This is a genomic window from Catellatospora sp. TT07R-123 (assembly GCF_018327705.1).
Lineage (GTDB): Bacteria > Actinomycetota > Actinomycetes > Mycobacteriales > Micromonosporaceae > Catellatospora.
On sequence record NZ_BNEM01000001.1, the window covers coordinates 359,934 to 378,807 of the forward strand.

General features: G+C 73.7%; 17 protein-coding genes. 10 read left to right on the top strand and 7 right to left on the bottom strand.

All coding sequences use genetic code 11. The features are described from left to right. Positions 1-103 precede the first annotated feature (103 nt). The 3 genes from Cs7R123_RS01510 to secA2 all read left to right on the top strand — a co-directional run bounded on the left by Cs7R123_RS01510 (position 104) and on the right by secA2 (position 4,479). Positions 104-1,276 carry a cytochrome P450 gene (locus Cs7R123_RS01510; RefSeq protein WP_212822862.1) on the top strand — a complete coding sequence of 391 codons (1,173 nt, stop codon included), beginning with the start codon at positions 104-106 and terminating at the stop codon, positions 1,274-1,276. Between the two features lie 100 nt (positions 1,277-1,376). Further along, positions 1,377-1,943 (top strand): TIGR00730 family Rossman fold protein, encoded by a 567-nt coding sequence (locus tag Cs7R123_RS01515; RefSeq protein WP_212822864.1) that lies wholly within the window; start codon positions 1,377-1,379, stop codon positions 1,941-1,943. 88 nt (positions 1,944-2,031) lie between these two features. After that, positions 2,032-4,479, top strand: coding sequence for an accessory Sec system translocase SecA2 (gene secA2 / locus Cs7R123_RS01520; RefSeq protein WP_212822866.1), 2,448 nt, complete (start codon positions 2,032-2,034; stop codon positions 4,477-4,479). A 68-nt stretch (positions 4,480-4,547) separates the two neighbouring features. Here the strand turns inward: secA2 and Cs7R123_RS01525 are convergent, their stop codons facing one another. Continuing rightward, complete coding sequence (locus Cs7R123_RS01525; protein WP_212822868.1) at positions 4,548-8,006, bottom strand: LamG domain-containing protein; 3,459 nt, start codon at positions 8,004-8,006, stop codon at positions 4,548-4,550. 166 nt (positions 8,007-8,172) lie between these two features. After that, a complete protein-coding gene (locus Cs7R123_RS01530; RefSeq protein ID WP_212822870.1) occupies positions 8,173-8,604 on the bottom strand; it encodes a nuclear transport factor 2 family protein in 432 nt (143 codons plus the stop codon). 66 nt (positions 8,605-8,670) lie between these two features. Between Cs7R123_RS01530 and Cs7R123_RS01535 the strand changes: the two genes are divergently transcribed. The 3 genes from Cs7R123_RS01535 (at position 8,671) to Cs7R123_RS01545 (ending at position 11,487) form a co-directional block, all read left to right on the top strand. Further along, positions 8,671-10,017 carry a helix-turn-helix transcriptional regulator gene (locus tag Cs7R123_RS01535; protein ID WP_212822872.1) on the top strand — a complete coding sequence of 449 codons (1,347 nt, stop codon included), beginning with the start codon at positions 8,671-8,673 and terminating at the stop codon, positions 10,015-10,017. Then, positions 10,001-10,459 (top strand): hypothetical protein, encoded by a 459-nt coding sequence (locus Cs7R123_RS01540; protein WP_212822874.1) that lies wholly within the window; start codon positions 10,001-10,003, stop codon positions 10,457-10,459. Before Cs7R123_RS01535 ends, Cs7R123_RS01540 begins: the two co-directional genes overlap by 17 nt. Before the next feature lie 113 nt (positions 10,460-10,572). Further along, positions 10,573-11,487, top strand: a complete 915-nt coding sequence (locus tag Cs7R123_RS01545; protein WP_212822876.1) for an NAD(P)-dependent oxidoreductase — start codon at positions 10,573-10,575, stop codon at positions 11,485-11,487. Between the two features lie 34 nt (positions 11,488-11,521). On the opposite strand, the gene Cs7R123_RS01550 is transcribed toward Cs7R123_RS01545, so the two are convergent. After that, the gene (locus tag Cs7R123_RS01550) at positions 11,522-11,797 is read right to left on the bottom strand and encodes a hypothetical protein (RefSeq protein WP_212822878.1); all 276 of its coding nucleotides are present in this window, start codon (positions 11,795-11,797) and stop codon (positions 11,522-11,524) included. A 184-nt stretch (positions 11,798-11,981) separates the two neighbouring features. Here Cs7R123_RS01550 and Cs7R123_RS01555 point away from each other — a divergent pair, with 184 nt between their 5' ends. From Cs7R123_RS01555 to Cs7R123_RS01570, 4 genes are all read left to right on the top strand, one after another. Beyond that, positions 11,982-13,154: a DUF5685 family protein gene (locus Cs7R123_RS01555; protein WP_212822880.1), complete on the top strand. Its 1,173-nt coding sequence runs from the start codon at positions 11,982-11,984 to the stop codon at positions 13,152-13,154. A 21-nt stretch (positions 13,155-13,175) separates the two neighbouring features. Beyond that, positions 13,176-13,793 carry a DUF998 domain-containing protein gene (locus Cs7R123_RS01560; RefSeq protein ID WP_212822882.1) on the top strand — a complete coding sequence of 206 codons (618 nt, stop codon included), beginning with the start codon at positions 13,176-13,178 and terminating at the stop codon, positions 13,791-13,793. 139 nt (positions 13,794-13,932) lie between these two features. After that, positions 13,933-14,496, top strand: a complete 564-nt coding sequence (locus Cs7R123_RS01565; protein ID WP_212822883.1) for a hypothetical protein — start codon at positions 13,933-13,935, stop codon at positions 14,494-14,496. Between the two features lie 85 nt (positions 14,497-14,581). Then, a complete protein-coding gene (locus tag Cs7R123_RS01570; protein WP_212822884.1) occupies positions 14,582-14,878 on the top strand; it encodes a hypothetical protein in 297 nt (98 codons plus the stop codon). Positions 14,879-14,947: 69 nt separating this feature from the next. On the opposite strand, the gene Cs7R123_RS01575 is transcribed toward Cs7R123_RS01570, so the two are convergent. The 4 genes from Cs7R123_RS01575 to Cs7R123_RS01590 form a co-directional block, all read right to left on the bottom strand. Further along, positions 14,948-17,212: a cation-translocating P-type ATPase gene (locus Cs7R123_RS01575; RefSeq protein WP_212822885.1), complete on the bottom strand. Its 2,265-nt coding sequence runs from the start codon at positions 17,210-17,212 to the stop codon at positions 14,948-14,950. Continuing rightward, positions 17,209-18,141: a hypothetical protein gene (locus tag Cs7R123_RS01580; RefSeq protein ID WP_212822886.1), complete on the bottom strand. Its 933-nt coding sequence runs from the start codon at positions 18,139-18,141 to the stop codon at positions 17,209-17,211. The genes Cs7R123_RS01575 and Cs7R123_RS01580 overlap by 4 nt, the downstream gene beginning before the upstream one ends. Next, complete coding sequence (locus Cs7R123_RS01585; protein WP_212822887.1) at positions 18,138-18,350, bottom strand: heavy-metal-associated domain-containing protein; 213 nt, start codon at positions 18,348-18,350, stop codon at positions 18,138-18,140. The genes Cs7R123_RS01580 and Cs7R123_RS01585 overlap by 4 nt, the downstream gene beginning before the upstream one ends. 124 nt (positions 18,351-18,474) lie before the next feature. Beyond that, complete coding sequence (locus tag Cs7R123_RS01590; protein ID WP_212822888.1) at positions 18,475-18,801, bottom strand: metal-sensitive transcriptional regulator; 327 nt, start codon at positions 18,799-18,801, stop codon at positions 18,475-18,477. Positions 18,802-18,874: the final 73 nt, after the last annotated feature.

Here is an 18,874-nt window from a genome sequence, read left to right on the forward strand (position 1 = left end):
GGGTGGGCCGCGGACTCCCCGACGCGGCCCACCCGGGCGAACCCGCTGTCAGACATCTGTCGGCGCCGTATGCGCCCACCTCGGCATCGGATGTAATCGATGGATGATTCCGGCCGCCGACAGCGCGTTCGCCCGACGATCCGGCTCGCCCGCCACCCTGGGCAGCACCCTCGCCGAGCTCGGCCGGCAGCAGCCGGTGGTGTTCGACGAGCTGATGAACGCCCCGCTGGTGCTGCGGCACCACGACGTGGCGGCGGCGCTGCGCGACACCGCCACGTTCAGCACCCGGTTCTACGGCATGGGCCCGATGAGTCAGGCGCTGATCGCGCTCGACGGCGTGGACCACCAGCGCCTGCGCCGGGTCCACAACCGCTTCTTCAGCGCCGCCGCGAGCACCGGCTACGCCGCCGCCGTGGCGCCGATCGCCGCCCGCACCTTCGGCGCCCTGGCGGGCCGGGCCGAGGTCGAGCTGGTCGAGCAGGCCATCGCCCGGTACCCGATGGAGGTCTTCCTCGCGCTGCTCGGCGTCCCGGACGAGCTGGGCGACCAGGGCCTGGCCTGGGTACGCACGATCATGATGTGGCTCGGCTCGCCGATGGACCCGACGCTGGCCGAGCCCGGCCTGCAGGCCCACGTGCAGCTCAGCGACTACACCTCGCAGCTGGTGCGGCGGGAGCGGCACGGCGACCGGGACAACCTGCTCGGCGAGATCGTCCGGGCGTTCGAGGCCGAGGGGGCGTACTCCCCCGAAGCCGTGACCGCCTCGGTGCTGGGCCTGCTGCTGGGCGGCTTCGAGACCACCATCCAGCTGATGTCGGCGACGCTGTCGTCGCTGCTGCTCAACCCCGCCGCACTGGGACGGGTGCGCGCCGACCGCGGCCTGGTCGACGCCGCGATCGACGAGGCCTTCCGGTGGGCCAACCCGACGGCCGGGCTGTACCGCCTGGCCACGCGCGACACCGACGTCTCCGGGACCGCCGTCCCGGCCGGAAGCATGGTCTACCTCTGCATCGCCGCCGCGCACTTCGACGAGCAGGCCTACCCGGACGCCGAGACCTTCCGGCTGGACCGGCGCGGCACCCACCTGGGCTTCGGGCTCGGCCCGCACTACTGCGTCGGCGCGCCGCTGGCCCGGATCGAGGTCACCGCGGCCCTCACCGCGCTGCTCGACACCTGCCCGGGGCTGCGCCTGGACCCCGGTGCGCAGCTCAGCTTCCACTACGGCGCGCGCGGCTTCGTCCAGCACGGCACGGAGGCACTGCCGGTCCTGGTGTGAGGCCCGGCGGCACGCCGTCCGCCAGGTTCGGGCGTGGCCCGGTTCATACGCCGGTGATCGGTTCGCGGCGCGTGGCCGCCGGTCGCCTAATGTCGGGGCCATGACCGCACCCGCACCGCTGAACATCTGCGTCTTCCTGTCCGCCGGCGACCTCGACGAGCAGTACACCCGGGTGGCCCGCGAGTTCGGCGAGCTCATCGGCGCGGGTGGCCACACGCTGGTCTGGGGTGGCTCCGACGTCGGGATGATGAAGATCCTCGCCGACGCCGTACGGGGCGCGGGCGGGCGGCTGGTCGGGGTCTCCGTCGAGTTCCTGCGCAAGTCGGCCAGGCCGGATGCCGACGAGATGACGTTCGCCAAGGACCTCGGCGAGCGCAAGGCGCTGCTGCTGGGCGCCGCCGACGCCGTGGTGGTGATGGTCGGCGGCATGGGGACCCTCGACGAGGCGACCGAGGTCCTGGAGCTGCGCAAGCACGGGCGCTACGACAAGCCGGTGGTGCTGCTGAACACGGCCGGTTTCTACGACGGCCTGATCCTGCAGCTGCGGCGGATGGAGGCCGAGGGATTCCTGCCGGTGACGCTGGCCGACCTGCTCCACGTCGCCGACACGGCCGCCGACGCGCTCGCCCACCTGGAGCAGACCGCGGCGGCGCAGCCGATCGCCTAGCGGTTCGCGGGCCGTCCCGGGGCGGAGATCACCCTCGGCACCCGGAGCCGGGACGCAGCGTCGCGGCGGACGACGTACCTTTGGCGGCATGGGTTTGGGTGTTCGGTTGAAGCAGAAGCTGCGCACGTTCATGCAGCGCCCCGGTACGACGGTCAGTCTGGGTCGTTTTGAGGCGATCCTGCCGAGGATTCAGGAGCTGGAGGACGAGCTCACTGCGCTGACCGACGCGGAGTTCACCGAGCGCGCGGTGATGCTGCGCGACATCGTCACCGGGACCGAGGAGGGGCAGCCGCGGGTCTTCACGGCGCAGCCGCTGCCCATCGACGAGGAGGACATGGCCGAGATCTGCGCGCTGGGCCGCGAGGCCGGGCGGCGCGCTCTCGGCGAGCGCGCGTTCGACGTGCAGCTGCTCGGGGCGATGGCGATGCTGCAGGGCAACGTCGTCGAGATGGCCACGGGTGAGGGCAAGACGCTGGCCGCGGTGATCGCCGCCTACGGCTTCGCCGTGCGCGGCTCCCGGGTGCAGGTGCTGACCGTCAACGACTACCTCGCCGACCGCGACGCGGACTGGATGGGCCCGGCGTACCGGCTGCTCGGGCTGACCGTGGGCGCCGTCGGCGAGGGCACCGGCCACGACGAGCGGGCGGCCGCGTACGGCTGCGACGTCACGTACGTGTCGGTGAGCGAGGCGGGGTTCGACTTCCTGCGCGACCAGCTGGTGCTCCGCGCCGAGGACGCGGTCATGCCCGGCATGTACACGGTGATCGTCGACGAGGCGGACTCGATCCTGATCGACGAGGCCCGGGTGCCGCTGGTGGTGGCGGGCAGCCTCGCCGACGGCGGCTCGGACGCGACCTCGGCCGCGGCGCTGGTGGCGGCGATGCGGCCGGGCCGCGACTTCGAGGTGATCGACGACGGCCGCAACGTGCAGCTGACCGACACCGGGGCGGCGGTGGTGGAGCGGGCCTGGGGCGGCATCCAGCTGTACGCGCCGGAGAGCCTGCCCAAGCTGACCGCCGTCAACCTGGCGCTGCACGCGCGGACGCTGGTGGCCGTGGACGTGGACTACATCGTCAAGGACGGGCGGATCGCGCTGGTCGACGAGTTCCGGGGCCGGGTCGCCCGCCGCCGGCGGTGGCCCGACGGGTTGCAGGCGGCGGTCGAGGCCAAGGAGGGCCTGGCGGCGACCGACGAGGGCGAGATCCTGGCCACGATCACCGTGCAGGGCCTGGTCGCGCTCTACCCGACGGTGGCGGGGATGACGGGCACGGCCTCGACCATCGGCGACGAGCTGCGCGAGTTCTACCGCCTGGAGGTCGCGGTCATCCCGCCGAACACGCCGAACGTGCGGGTCGACGAGCAGGACCGGGTGTACGCGACGATCGAGGAGAAGGAGGAGGCGCTGATGGCCGAGGTGGCCTCAGCGCACGAGGCCGGCCGGCCGGTGCTGGTCGGCACCCTGGACGTGGCCGAGTCGGAGCGGATCGCGGCGGCGCTGCAGGACCACGGCATCGAGTGCGTGGTGCTCAACGCCAAGAACGACGCGCACGAGGCCGCGGTCATCGCCGAGGCCGGGCGGCTGGGTGCGGTCACGGTGTCGACGCAGATGGCCGGTCGGGGCACCGACATCCGGCTGGGCGGCAGCGACGGGCAGGACCGGGCGGCGGTGGCGGAGCTGGGCGGCCTGTACGTCGTCGGGGCGGGCCGGCACGACAGCCGCCGGGTCGACGACCAGCTGCGGGGCCGGGCGGGCCGGCAGGGCGACCCGGGCGGCTCGGTGTTCTTCGTCAGCCGCGAGGATGAGCTGATCGTGCGGCACGGTGACGGGATCGGCGGGACGACCGCCGGGGACGGGCGGGTGACCGGCCCGGAGGTGCACTGGGCCGTGGGGCACGCGCAGCGGGTCGCCGAGGGCATCGGGTTCGAGATCCACCGCAACACGTGGCGCTACGGGGTGCTGATCGAGCGGCAGCGCCAGGTGCTGGCGCAGCGGCGTAAGGCGCTGCTGACCACCGGAGCCGCGGCGGAGCTGCTGCGCGGGGGCAAGAAGCTGTTCCCGGCCGATCGCGACGCGGTCGCCGACGCCGAGCTGTGGGCCGACGCCGACGACGAGCTGGAGATGGTCACGGTCGCGCAGCGCTACACCGAGGTCGTCGACGTGGTCGGCGAGCAGGCGCTCGAGGAGGTCGCGCGGCAGATCGCGCTGTACCACCTGGACCGCGGCTGGGCCGACCACCTGGGCATGCTGGCCAACGTGCGCGACGGGGTGCATCTGCGGGCGCTGGGGCGGCTGGACCCGCTGGACGAGTTCCACCGGGTCGCGGTGCCCGAGTTCGAGCAGCTGCTGGCCGACGTCGACGCCGCCACGGCGCAGACGTTCATGGCGGCGCGGATCGACAGCCCGGACTGGACGCCGGAGGACGCCGGGCTGGAGCGCCCGAGCGCCACGTGGACGTACATGGTCCACGACAACCCGTTCGGGTCGGAGATCGAGCGGCTGATCTCCCGGATGGCCAAGGCGCTGCTGGGCAAATGACGGACCGGGTCCGGGACGGCGCGCTGCGCGCCGTCCCGGACCCGGTGTCAGGCCGTTGCCGTCGCCGGTCAGGCGGCGGCGAGGTTGGCCGCCTCGCGGGCGGTCAGGGCGCCCTGGAACACCTTGACCTGGTCGACGGTGCCGCCGAGGAACGAGTTCAGCCCGGCGTTGGAGCCGACGTACAGCGGGCCGATGGTGTGCCAGCCCTTGGCTCCGGTGCCCTTGACCGTCTGCTCGACGCCGTTGACGTAGAGCAGGGCCTCCCCAGTCCCGGCCCGGAACACCCCGACCAGGTGCACCCAGGCGCCGGTCTGCACGGAGCTGTTCGACACCGCGCTGTGCCAGGTCAGGTTGCCCGCGCCGTCATGGTCGGTGATGGTGAACGCCCACTTGCCGTCGGTGGTCACCATCAGCCGCGCCGCCGGGCCGGGCTGGCCGCCCTGGCTGAGCACGACCTGCTCCGCGCCGGTCAGCGCGGTCGCCTTGACCCACGCCGACACCGACAGCGACTGGTCGGTACGCAGCACCGGCCCGGAGGTCGCGGCCAGGCCGGCGGCGCCGTCGAGCTGCAACGCGTCGTTGCCGTCGTGGCCGGGCTGCACGAAGGACGACGTCGGCGGGGTGTTCGCCCACCCGGCGTCCAGCGTCAGCGGGCGGCCGAAGTAGGCCCCGTCCACCACGCTGTCGCAGTAGCAGTCCAGGCCACCGCTGAAGTCCCAGTTGCCGACCTCGGCCGGGGCGAGCACCCCGGCCTGGGCCGGGATGCCGTTCGGCGCGTCGGCGTTCGTGCCGAGCAGGTCCTGGGCCACCACGGCCCGGTTCCAGACCCGTACGTCGGCGATCTCGCCCTGCCAGGCTTCGGCGGCGGCGCCGCTCCACCAGCCGCGGCCGATCGACAGCGGGCCGGTGGCCTGCCACGGGGCGGCCGGGCGGGCCGTCTCCTGGGCCAGCACGCCGTCGACGTACAGGCGCTGCTTCTTCTCCGCCGCGTCGTAGACGCCGGTCAGGTGGACCCACCGGCCGACGTCGGCGGTGGTCAGCGCCGCCGGGGCGTACACCGCGACGGTGCTGCCCGAGGCCGAGGTGTCCGGCAGCGTGAACGACCACTTCGGCGTGGCACCGCTGTAGCGCACGCCGAGGAAGAAGCCGCCCGCGCTGGTGCCGTCCTGGCCGACCGCGGTCATGTTGCCGGCGGCGATGCCGCTCAGCCGCACCCAGGCCGTGACGCTGAACGACTTCGAGGTGTCCAGCGCGGCCACGGTCTTGGTGCCCGCGGCGTAGCTGTCGAAGTGCGCGGAGGTGGCGCCGATGATCCGGCCGTCGGCGACCCAGGTCGGGCTGCCCGACAGCGTCAGCGTGCCGCCGCCGACGGTGTCGGAGTACCCGGCGCCGCGCAGGTCGGTGAGCGGGAACTGCGCGACCGGCGCGGACGGGCCCGCGACCAGGAACGTGTACGACGTCGTCGGGCCGGGCGTGCCCGCCGGGTCCTTGGCGTACACGTAGAGGGTGTTCAGGCCGTACTTCGGCGGGGTCATCGAGATCGGGAGCGTGCCGCCCGCCGCGACGGTGACCGTCGTGGTCGGCGGGCTGGTCCAGCCGTAGGTGTAGGAGGTGACGTCGGCGCCGGCCTGCCCGTTCGGTTCGAGCAGGAACGCCCCGGCCACGCCCGGCCCGCCGTGCGGGGTGGGTCCGGTCGGGTAGTCGGTCGAGGTCACCTTCGGTGCCGGGGGCGGTGAGGCGTTGACGGTGAAGTCGCACCACGCCGACCAGGGCGAGTACGAGCCCCACTTGTCGACGGTCTGGACGCGGAACGAGTACGCCCTGCCTTCCGCCGCCGCGCCGAGGGCCAGGGTCACGCCGCCGGTGTTGCCCGGGGTCCGCAGCGGGCCCGCGACCGGGGTGACGACGCCGGTGGCGACGTCCTTCCATTCGAACGTGGCGTTCAGGTTGTCGTCGTTGTCGTCGTCGACGTACTGGGCCTGCACCGTCGGGGAGGTCGTGCCGACCGTGCCGCCGCAGGGCACGCCCTGGGTCGGCACGACCGCCGCGGGAACGGCCGGCGGCGTGTTGTACGTGAAGGCGAGGTAGCTGGACCCGGCGTAGAACTTCTTCCAGCCGTCGATGCTGCCCTCGTTGGTCGCGTACAGCATGTAGGTGATCCTGCTGTAGGCCCGGTCGGTGAACCACTGCACGTTGTCCCAGGCGATCGGCATCTCGACCAGCCTGTCGGGCAGGTTCGCGCCGCAGCCGCCCGCCTCGTTGGCCGACGGCGGGCTCGCGGTGGCGATCACCCACGCCCGGTAGGCCTGGTAGTCGCTGGTGTTGTTGTACGTCACCGTGGCGCCGGGCGCGATCCAGGTCTGCGTGGTGACGGCCAGCCGCATCTCGGCGGTGGTGCCGCAGGGCGACGAGTGGTCCATGTTGGAGGCGAACTGCGCCCACTTGATCTGCTTGCCCGCCCACTGGGCCATCGGGATGCTGACGAACGCCCGGTAGATGGCGCCGTTACCCGGGCTCTTGCCGACCCGCATGCTGTCGCGGTCACTGCTCCAGTAGGACGTGTTCGGGCTGCCGCTGTTGACGGTCACCCAGTCCCCGTTGGAGGGCGAGCTCTGGTCCGGGTCGATGTACACGGGGTAGACCGTGTCGGCCGCCGCGAGCATGGCCCGGTCCGGTTCGAGGATCCACTGCCCCCGGTCCAGCCGCTGCCCGACGGTCGCCACGTGCGTCGGGTCGGCGTCGCCGGACCGCGCGCCGTCCGCCGCCAGCCCGCGCGAGTCCCACATCGCCGCGCCGTCGGACAGCAGGGCCAGTTCCCCGGACTTGTCCAGCGTCTCGACGCGCCCGCCCGCGCGCCAGCGCAGGGTCAGGCCGGTCGTGGTGGCACGGAACGCCAGCCGGCGCAGCGCCCGCTGCGCGCCCGCGGCGCGGGTCTTGACCACGAAGACCTTCGAGTATCCCTCGCGCTCGGCGGTCATCCGCAGGTCGACCCCGGGCAGCACCTCCGGGTACGTGGCGGTCGAGCCGCTCAGCACCGGGGCGGGCAGCGGCGCGGGCCAGGTCAGGGCCAGTCGGCCGCCCGCCCGGTCGACGGTGACCAGCGGGCCGGTGCCGCCACCGGAGAACCGCACCCCGGAGTCGGACGCGGTCGGCACGACGGCGCCGTCGGCGTCGCGCCGCAGCGTGGTGTCGATCGTCAGCCACTGGTCGCCCCGCTTGACCCGCTGCGGGGACGCGTACTGCTTGACGGTGGTGGTGCCGTCGGGGTTGGCGAACAGGTCGGCGTCGGCGGAGCGCCTGGACAGCATCTCGACCTGCCGGCCGCAGCGGCTCGCGATCAGCTGCGCCGCCGCCTCGCTGCCTGTCTGCGCCGCGCAGGTCACGGGCGCGGGTGGCGCGGCGACCACCGCGGCGGCGGCCATCTCCCCCGGCACCAGCGTCGCTGCGGCCACAAGGGCGGCGGCCCCCAGGGCGGCCGCCGCTCGCATGCGCGAGCGCGGCACCGCCCTTCGCCGTACTTCGATCATCGCCGTCTCCTCAGGTCACTCGCGGGTCGCCCGCACAGCGAGCTTGAGTAACGCGGGGAGCGAAGTCAGCAGTCCGGGACCGGCCTAAAGGCGCCAGGCCGGTTTAGGCAACGCCGCCAGGTGACGCGTGCCCGGCACGGCGTCGTGCCGGGCACGCGGCGGGAGGTTACGCGGCGAGGCGCCGGGGCAGCGGGGCCAGGGAGAAGTTGGCCCAGACGTAGGCGTCCATCTGGTGCTGGTCGCCGCTGAGATTGATCACCCGGTCCACCTTGCCCTCGGCGTTGAAGTGCCAGACCAGGGCCCAGATGGTATCGACTCCGCCGGTGCCCTTGGTGCTCCAGCCGCGGTGGATGTCGACCACGTACTCGTCGTTGGATCCGAAGAAGATCGGCTCGGCCTGGAATCCGGCCTTGCCCAGCTCGTCGAAGAAGGCACGCACCTCCGCGATGCCGTGCTTGGTGCCCGCCAGGGGGTGGTGGCCCGGGATCGTCCAGGCGATGTCGGCGGCCAGCGCACCGGCCATGCCCTCGACGTCGCCCGCCGCGTACGCGCCGAAGAACTGCTCGATGGTGCTGACCTTCGGGTCCTTGTCGCTCATGATCGTGACAGTAAACTCCCCTGTGAAGATTGTAAAGTCAGCAGTTCACAGCCTAGGATCGCTGCCATGCCCACCGACGATGCGTACGCGGAGACCGGCCGCCGCATCCGTTCGCTGCGCATCGCCCAGCTGCGCAAGCAGGCCGACCTGATCGTGCCCGGCCTGCTCTCGGCCAGCTACCTCTCGCTCATCGAGTCCGGGCAGCGGCAGCCGTCGCCCGCCGTCCTCGCGCACCTGGCCCGGATGCTGGGCACCACGCCGGAGTTCCTCGCGACCGGCACCAGCCCGCCCGTCCCGCCCGAGCAGGCCGACGCCGAACGGCGGGTGGCGTTCGGCGAGCTCGCCCTGCACCACGGCGACCACGCCGAGGCGCTGGCCGAGTTCACGGCGCTGGCGGGCACGGCCGTCGCCGAGCGGGCCGCCCTCGGCCGGGCCCGCGCGCTGGAGTTCCTGGACCAGCCCGCGGTGGCGCTGGCGGAGTTCGAGCGGCTGCGTGCGGCCGCCGAGCCCGGCGGACTCGCCTGGGCCGAACGCACCGTCGACGTCATGCGCTGCGCCCAGCTGCTCGGCGACGTCGGATACGCCGTCCAGCTCGGCGAGGCGGCGATGGAACTGCTGACGTCGCTGGGCGCCGACTGGACCGACACGTCGATCCGGCTCGGCGTGACCCTGGCCGGCGCCCACCGCACGCAGCGCAATCTGCATCGCGCCGCGACCCTGCTGGAACGGCTCGCCGCCGCCGCAGACCAGCTCGGCAGCCCGCTGGCACGCGGATCGACATACTGGAACGCCGCCGTGGTCGCCCACACCCGGGGCCGCAGCGAGCACGCCCGCGAACTCGCCGAGCGGGCGCTGGCCCTGCTCGGCGAGACCGAGAACGTCCGCAACGTGGCCCAGCTGCGGCAGGCGCTGGCATACCTGCTGGTGCACGACGAACCCGCCCAGCCCGAGCGGGCCGTCGAGCTGCTGCGCCGGGCCCGGACCAGCCTGCTCGAACTGGGCAGCGGGGTGGACGTGGCGAACGGTGACGCCATGCTGGCCCTGGCGCTGCTCAAGTCCGGCGATCCCGTCGGCGCGCTGGAGCCGGCCTGGGCCGCCTACCGGGCGGTGCCCGACCCCACCGACGTCGTCGGCTTCTCCGTGCTGCTGACCCTCGCCGAGGTGGAGCTCGCCACCGGCGACCGGGAGTCGGCCGACGTCCACCTCGCCCGCGCCGAACGGTCCCTGGCCGAGCAGCCTGACCCGCCGTGGGCAGCCGAGATGTGGGCCAGGGCGGGTGCGCTGCTGGAGGAGCTGGGGCTCACCGACCGCGCGCTGCGCGCCTACCGCCGGGGGCTGACCGCCGGCGGGCACCGCGTCGACCTGACTCGTCAGACCCCTGACCTACTCTCCCGCCATGGGCATGTTGACTGACTACTTCGTGGCCGACCGTGAGCTGGCCATGACCTTCGCCGAGGCGGGACCCGTGGGCGGCGGTGTGCCGACGCTGGAGATGAAGTGGGTCGAGCCCGCGGTGCTCGGCAGCATCCTGTGGGCGATCGTCGAGGACGCGCCCGTCCCCGACGGCGAGGGGCTGCCCTTCGATCTCGGCCGGTTCGACGCGGCCGGGCCGCTGCTGTCGCTGTCGGAGGAGCAGACCTCGGGGTTGATACAGATCGCGGACGGGTTCGTCGAGGCGCTCGCCGCGCTGCCGGACGACCGGGTCCCGGCGGTGGCCGCCCGGTGGGCCACCGCGGAGGAGTGGGTCGGCCCGTGGAAGGACGGCGAGCTGGACAGCACCGTGCTGGGTCTGCGCGACCTGGCCCGCGAGGTCCGCGCGCCGGACCAGCACATGTACGTCTGGTGGTCGCTGTAGTCCGCCGACGTCCGGCCGTACGGCGGGCTCTCGCTCCGCCCGTGCCCGTCCGGCCCGTGTTCGCGACTGGTCGCGCTTGACAGACCACCGGGTCCGGCGTGGACGATGCGGTCGTGCGATTTCTGGTGGTCGGTGGCAGCGGTCTGATCGGTGCCCATGTCGTGGACGTGTTGCGCGAGCGGGGTCACGAGGTGACGGCGACGGCGCGTTCCGCCCGAGCGGGCGTCGACCACGTGCTCGAGCTGGGGTCGGCCTCGGTGGAGGAGCTGCGGCCGCTGCTGTCGGGGCTGGACGGTGTGGTGTACGCCGCCCGCACCGACGAGCAGGCGCCGCTGCGCAAGCCGATCCATCCGGTGTTCCGGCAGGACATGGTCGACCCGGTGGTGCGCCTGTTCGCGGCGGCCCGGCAGGAGAACCTGTCCCGCGGTGTGATCATGGGTTCGTACTACACCTACTTCGACCGCCTGCACCCGCAGTGGCGCCTGCCCGAACGGCACACCTACATCCGGTGCCGGGTGGAGCAGGCCGCCGAGGGGCGGGCCGCGGCGGGTCCGCAGCTGCCGGTGGCGGTGATCGAGCTGCCGTTCGTGTTCGGCCGGGCCGGTGACCGGCTGCCCAACTGGGCCGGTCCGCTGGACCGCTGGGCCAGGTCGCGCTCCCCGCTGGCCATGCCCGCGGGCGGCACCGCCGCGACCACGGCGCGTTCGGTGGCCGAGGTCGCCGCCGACGCCCTTGAGCAGGCCAGCGGAGCCGACCTCCCGGTCGCCGATGAGAACCTCACCTGGCAGGACATGATCGCGCGTATCGCCGGGGCGGTGGGCCGGCCCCGCCGGGTCGGCCGCCTGCCCGGCGGGGTCGTGCGCGCCGGGATGCGGGCCGGGGGCATGATGCAGGCTCTCGGCCGCAAGGAGTCGGGGATCAACCCCTCCCACTTCGCCGACCTGCTGCTCGCCGACCTCTTCATCGAGGCGCCGACCGGCCGGTCGCTCGATCCGGCGATCCGCGAGACGTTCGGCCCGGCCGCATAGCGCCCGATCCGGAACAGTCCGCGGACGACACCGGTCATGCGGTCGCGCGGGCGATCACCGCCCGCGCGACCGCACGCAGGCCCTGCTCGTCGGGCTGGAAACCCGCGGCCACATCGGGATGCAGCGCCGCGCCAGCCTCCTCGCGGAGCAGTCGCACCACCTCCTGCTCGGACTGCCCCGCATACTGCTCGGCCACCACTTGCGCCGCCCGGTCCAGCGCCGAGGACAGCTGGTCCTCCAGCGGCTCCTGGAGCTTGCGCTCGACCGGGCCCAACTCGTCGCCGTCCAGCGACACGTGTACGTCTGCCATGATCCTGCCCTCCATCTACCGGCATACCCCCGTTCCGGGCGGCTGAACCACAGGCTCGCCCTTGCCTGCCCGGCGGGTTCTCGTAGCTCAACGAACGAGTCCGGGTGATCGGCGCCCGCACCGCGCCGCGTCCGCGACCGTGCCGCCGCACGTACGCGAGCGCGCGTGCTCTAGGCTCCGGCGCGTGTTCGGCATCATCCGACCCTGCGCGCACAGCCTGTCCGAGCGGTTGCACGGCGAGTGGCTGGGCCATCTGTGCGGTCTGTGCCTGGCGTTGCGTGATGAGCACGGGCAGGCGGCCCGGATCGTCACGAACTACGACGGCCTGATCATCTCGGTGCTCACCCAGGCCCAGCTCGGCACGGCGCAGCGGCGGACAGCCGGGCCGTGCCCGCTGCGCGGCATGCGTACCGCCACCGTGGCCGACGGCGCGGGCGCCCGGCTGGCCGCCGCGGTGTCGCTGGTGCTGGCCTCGGCGAAACTGTCCGACCACGCCGCCGACGGCGACGGCCTCTACGCCCGCCGGCCCGTGGCGGCCGGGGCCCGGGTGGTGGCCCGGCGGTGGGCCGCGCGCGCCCACCGCAGCGGCCTGGACCTGGGCCTGGACACCTCGGTGCTGCTGGCCGTGATCGCCGGTCAGCGGGAGGTCGAGTCGGCCGTCGGGCTCGGCGGATCGCTGCTGACCGTGACCGAGCCGACCGAGATCGCGACCGCTGCGGCGTTCGCGCACACGGCGGTGCTGGCGGGGCGGCCGGGCAACGCCGAGCCGCTGGCGGAGGCGGGCCGCTTCTTCGGCCGGATCGCGCACCTGCTCGACGCGGTCGAGGACCTGGCCGCCGACCGGGCGGCCGGGGCGTGGAACCCGCTGGCGGCCACGGGCGCCTCGTACGCGCGGGCCGGGGTGCTGGCCCGGGACGCGGCGGCGGGGATCCGGCTGGCGCTGGACGAGGTCGTGTTCACCGACGCCAGGCTGGTGCACCGGCTGCTGGTGCACGAGGTGGACCACGCCATCGAGCGCACCTTCGCCCAGGCCGACCCCGACTACTACCCGCCGGTCGTCCAGCCCGGACGAAAGCACGGCGCGCCGAAGCCACCGGGCGGCGGTTCGTGCTGGCGGCCGCAGGTGGAGGTACCGCCGCGTACGCGCGGGCCGCTGCTCGGGTGCGCGGTCGCGGCCTGGATGTGCTGCACCTGCCAGGTCTGCTGCCGCGATCCGTACCCGGGTCCGTGGAGCGGTCGGGCGCGCGAGGGCTGGTGCACCGGCTGCGACTGCGGCAACGGCGACTGCGGTGACTGCTGCGACTGCCTCAGGTGCTGCAAGCACTGCGACGGCGACTGCTGCGGCTGTGACTGCTGAGTCGCGGGGGGTTCCATGCGGATGACTTCGAACGGGTCCCGCCGGGTGGCGGGGTTCGCCGCCGCCGCGGCGGCCGCCGGCACGGCCGCGGTGATGTACGCGCTCGGCGTCCTGCCTGAGCCGTGGCTGCGGGGCTACATCAGCGAGGGCGGCGTCGAGGCGAGCCCGCGGCACTGGATCTACCGGACCGGCATCCTGACCCTGGCGGCTTCGCTGGTGCTGCTCGGGGCGGCGCTGCGGCGGCTGGTGCCGTTCGTGTGCGCGGCCCTGGTGGCGGCGGGCGGGTTCGGGGCGGTGTCGGCGGCGGTGTCCTGCACCCCGGGGTGCCCGCTGCCGCCGTACGAGTCGTCGACGCCGAAGGACCTGGTGCACGCCGGTGCGAGTGTGGCCGCCGTGGGGCTGGTCGTGGTCGCGATGGGCACGGTGGCGCTGATCGCGCTGCAACCGGCGCTGCGCCGTACCGCGCGGGTGTTCTGCGCCGTGTGCCTGCCGCTGATGCTGGCGCTGGTGGTCGGGCTGCTGGCGGTCGGCCGGGGGATGTTCACCAGCGTGCTGGAACGGGCGGCGCTGCTGCCCGCGGTGTGCTGGATCGCCGCCACCGGCCTGCTGGTGCTGCTGCGCCGCGAGCCGAGCCGGTAGCGGGTCTCGTCCAGGCTGGACCGACCGGCGAGGTCAGGCTGCATCCGACAGCCGGACACCCGGGTCGAGGGCGGGATCGCCGGTGTCACACCACCCGTATACGGTCTGCCGCATCTTGTCCGGACGTGAAGGATGCAGCATGGGTTACGGCGTCATGGCGTACGCGGTCGACATCGACAATCTGGTGGCCCTGTGCGGCAGCGGTGACGATCGGATGCGGCGGGCGATCTGCGGCCGGTTCCGCAGCGACATCCAGCGGACCAACGACGAGCTGGGCTGGTCCAACGAGCGCGGTGAGCCGTCGGTCTTCACCGCGATCAACCACCTGGTCATGGGCGGGGAACGCACCCTCGACGGCGCCATGTACGGATACGGTTTCAAGGTCATCGTCGAGTTCTCGGGCCGCTTCCTCGACAACAGCCCGTTCTACCCGTGCCCGTCGCGGCACCTGTCGGACACCGTCGACGTGGAGCTGGCCGGGCTGGGCGCCACCATCCGGATGATCGACCTCATCTTCGGCGGCGCTCCGGTGGAGTTCCCCGCACCGGACGACTTCCCGGCGATCGGGCACTGGTCGGCGGCCAAGGTCGCCGCCAATGTGGAGCCGCTGCGCGCGGCCGCCAGCACCGAGGCGAAGACGATCGCGGGCTGGCTCGACAAGGCGTCCGCCGCGGGCCGCGGCGTGATCGGTTTCTACCACTGACCGGCCGCGCACGCCGCCGACCGCACCGGGACGGCAGATCCACAAGTCCCTATGATCGTGGCGACCACACCCCTGGGAGGCAGATGTGAAACGCGCCCTGGCAGCCGCCGCGGTCGTGCTCGCCACCGCCACGGCCGGGACCGCCCTGGCCACTCCGGCACAGGCCGACGTGCTGTGCATGACGACGGAGAACGCCCCGTTCTACGCGTCGATCGACGGCTACGGCGGGACCGGCTACCTGTTCACGCTCAGCCCCGGCCGCGGTTTCCGCGCCGACGGCTGGGGTTACAACGACGTCTACGGCCGCAACTGGATCCGCGGCCACGGCGCCGAGCACCCCGACCGGACGGGCTGGGTGCTGCACGGCCACACCAACTGCTGATCGCAGGCCTTCACCGGGCGCTCTCGGGTGGCATGTCTCCTGTGCCCACCCGCGAGCGCCCGGCGGCGGTCAGCGGGCGGCGGCCGCGGTCCGGAATCCGCGCAGCCGCAGGCTGTTGGAGACGACGAACACCGAGGACAGGGCCATGGCCGCGCCCGCGATCATCGGATTGAGCAGCCCGAGCGCCGCCAGGGGCAGGGCGGCGACGTTGTAGGCGAACGCCCAGAACAGGTTCGTCCTGATCGTGGCCAGGGTGCGGCGGGACAGGCGGATCGCGTCGACGGCGGCCGTCAGGTCACCGCGGACGAGGGTGAGGTCGGCCGCCTCGATCGCGGCGTCGGCGCCGGTGCCCATGGCCAGGCCCAGGTCTGCGGCGGCCAGGGCGGCGGCGTCGTTGACGCCGTCACCGGCCATCGCCACGACCCTGCCCGCAGCCTGCAACCGCCTGATCTCGTCGACCTTGCCGGCGGGCAGGACCTCGGCGATGACCTGGTCGATGCCGACCTCCGCGGCGATGGCCGCGGCGACGGTGCGGTTGTCCCCGGTGAGCAGCACCGGGGTCAGCCCGAGGGCCCGCAGCCCGGCGATCGCGGCGGCGCTGGTCGGCTTGACCGCGTCGGCGACGGCGAAGACGGCGCGGGCCTGCCCTTCCCACCCGGCCAGCACCGCGGTGCGCCCGGCCCGCTCAGCCTGCTGCCGTGCCGCGTCCAGCTCGGCCGGGATGGCCAGGCCGTGTTCGGCCAGCAGCGCCGGCCGGCCGACGACGACGCCGACGCCGTCGACGGTGCCGGTGACGCCCAGTCCCTGAGTGCTGGCGAAGCCGGCCACGGCGGGCAGGTCGCCCGCAGCGGCGGCCGCGGCCGCGATGGCCTGTGCGATCGGGTGTTCCGAGGCGGCCTCGGCCGCCCCGGCCAGCCGCAGGGCCCGGGCGCGGTCGGTGCCGCCCGAGGTGGCGACGTCGACCAGGCTCATCCGGCCGGTGGTGACGGTGCCGGTCTTGTCCAGCACGATCGTGTCGACGCGGCGCGTGGATTCCAGCACCTCGGGGCCTTTGATGAGGATGCCGAGCTGGGCGCCGCGGCCGGTGCCGACCAGCAGCGCGGTCGGGGTGGCCAGGCCGAGGGCGCACGGGCACGCGATGATCAGTACGGCGACCGCGGCGGTGAACGCGGCCGCGGGCCCCGCACCGGTGCCGAGCCAGAACCCGAGCGTGGCCACGGCCAGGCCGATGACGATCGGGACGAACACCGCCGAGATCCGGTCGGCCAGCCGCTGCACGGCCGCCTTGCCGGTCTGGGCCTGCTCGACCAGCCGCGCCATCTGCGCCAGCTGGGTTTCGCCGCCCACCCGCTGCGCCCGCACCACCAGGCGGCCGCCGACGTTCACCGTCGCGCCGACGACCGGGTCACCGGCGCCGACCTCGACGGGCACCGACTCGCCGGTCAGCAGCGCCATGTCCACCGCCGACGCACCGTCGGTGACGACGCCGTCGGTGGCGATCTTCTCCCCCGGCCGGACCGTGAACAGGTCTCCGACCGCCAGCTGCCGCACCGGGATGCGCTGTTCGCGGCCGTCGCGCAGCACGGTGACATCCTTGGCGCCCAGTTCCAGCAGGGCGCGCAGGGCGGCACCGGCGCGGCGCTTGGACCGCGCCTCGAAGAAGCGCCCGGCCAGGATGAACACCGTGACGGCGGCCGCGACCTCCAGGTAGACGGCGTCCTGTCCCCCGCCGCGGCCGACCGCGAGGGTGAACGGGTGGGTCATGCCCGGCGTTCCGGCGGTGCCGAGGAACAGCGCCCACAGCGACCAGCCGAACGCCGCGAGGGTGCCCACCGAGATCAGGGTGTCCATGGTGGCCGCCCCATGGCGCAGGTTGGTCCATGCCGCCCGGTGGAACGGCGCGCCGCCGTACACCACGACCGGGGCCGCCAGCACGAGCGACAGCCACTGCCAGTTGGTGAACTGCCAGGCCGGGACCATGGCCAGCACCACGACCGGCACCGCCAGCACCGCCGAGGTGCGCAGGCGGCGGCGCAGCCCGGTCAGTTCGTCGCCGGGCGCGGCGGGGGCCTCGGGGGTCTCCTGCTCCGGAGCGGGGGGCAGGGCGGCGGTGTAGCCGGTGGCCTCGACGGTCGCGATCAGCTGGTCCGTGGTGACGGTGTCGGGGAAGGTCACCGACGCCTTCTCGGTGGCGTAGTTGACGGTGGCGGTGACGCCGTCGATGCGGTTGAGCTTCTTCTCGATCCTGGCGGCGCAGGAGGCGCAGGTCATCCCGCCGATGGCCAGGTCGATACGCCGGGTGGCGTAGGTCAGGTGACCGGTGCCGGTGCTCATCGGTGGCCTCCTGCCTGGCCCGGGTCTGCCGTCGGCGCGGATGCGTCCGCCACGGCGGTGAACGCGGCCGTGTGCACGACGCCGCCGTGCCGGAAGTCCAGGAACAGCCGGTACGCCCCGGCCGACGGGACCTCGGCGTGGAACACGATGCCCGGACCGGCCGCGGTGCGCCCGTCGCCCGGGGCCCCGTCGGGATGCACATGCAGGTATGCCAGGTCCCCGTCGCGCAGCGCGACCAGGTGGCCGTAGGCGGCCAGATACGGCTGCAGGTCGCGCACCGGCACACCGTCCCTGGCCACGGTCAGGGTCAGCGTCGCCGAGGCGCCCGCGGCCAGGTCGCCCGCGAGGGTGACGGTGTACCCGTCCACGACCGCGGTACGCGCCGCGGCGGGTAGCGGCTGCGGCCGGTAGTCCCCCGCGGCGGCCAGGTCGACGCCGAGCGTCAGCGGCTCGGTCCGGCCGGCGGGCTGGAAGTCGGCGAACATCCGGTACTGGCCGGCGGCCGGCGCCTGCGCGTCGATGCTCCACACGCCGTCGGTGCCGAGGGCGGGGTGCAGGTGCTGGAAGCCGGTCAGGTCCCGGCGGACCAGGATCAGGTGCAGGGCCTTGTCGTGGGTCGGCGTGTAGTCGGTGACCGGGCGCCCGTCGGGACCGGTCACGGTGAACCGCAGCTGCCGCGGTGCCCGCGTGGACAGGGTGGTGGTGAGCGGCCGCAGGCGGTAGCCGTCCGCGGCGACCTGGAGCCCGCCCGGCAGCCGCGCGGACCCGGTCACGTCACCGGACGGGCTGTCGTGGCCCGCGTGGGCCGCGATCGGCTCACGCGGGTCTGCCGGGGCCGCGGGGCCGGCCAGGTGGCCGACCCCGAACGACGCCGCGAACACCCCGGCCAGGCCCAGCCCGAACAGGCCGAGCTTGAGCGGTGTCCTCATGACCGGGCTCCGGCCAGCTCATAGCCGGCCTCGTCCACGGCCGCGGCGACCGCGGCCAGCTCCAGCGGGCCGGCGCTGGTCACCGTCACCGAGCCGGCGGCCAGGTCGATGCGCACCTCGGTCACACCGTCGAGCCGGCAGACCTCGGCGCTGACCGAGCTGACGCAGTGGCCGCAGGTCATGCCCTTGACGGTGTACACGGACTCCATGAGGACTCCCCTCGCCGGGATACCCCTACCGGGTATCGACACGACGTAGCATACCCCCTGGGGGTTTACCTGGTGTGGATGTCGTCGCTCACACGCCGCGGCACGGGAGGCGGGCGCCCGGCGGTCAGCCCCGCTTGAGCAGGCGCCCGACGGCGGCCATCATCTCCGATGCCATCTCGTCGGCCCGGCCCTGCTCGGCACCCTCGTGGATGCAGTGGCGGGCGTGCCCGTCGAGCAGGCCCAGGCCCACCTTGTCGAGCGCGGCCTGGATCGCCGAGATCTGGGTGAGCACGTCGATGCAGTACCGGTCCTGCTCGACCATCTTCTCGATCCCCCGGACCTGGCCCTCGATCCGGCGCAGCCGGGTCATCAGCTGGTCCTTGGTGGCGGTGTAGCCGCGGGTCACCGCCGCGGGGGCGGGCTCGGCGGCCGGGTGCGGCTCTGACGTCATGGCACACAGTATACCGAAACCCCTAGGGGGTATATTACGGGCGGATACGGCTCGGCCGCGCCCCCGGTGCTCG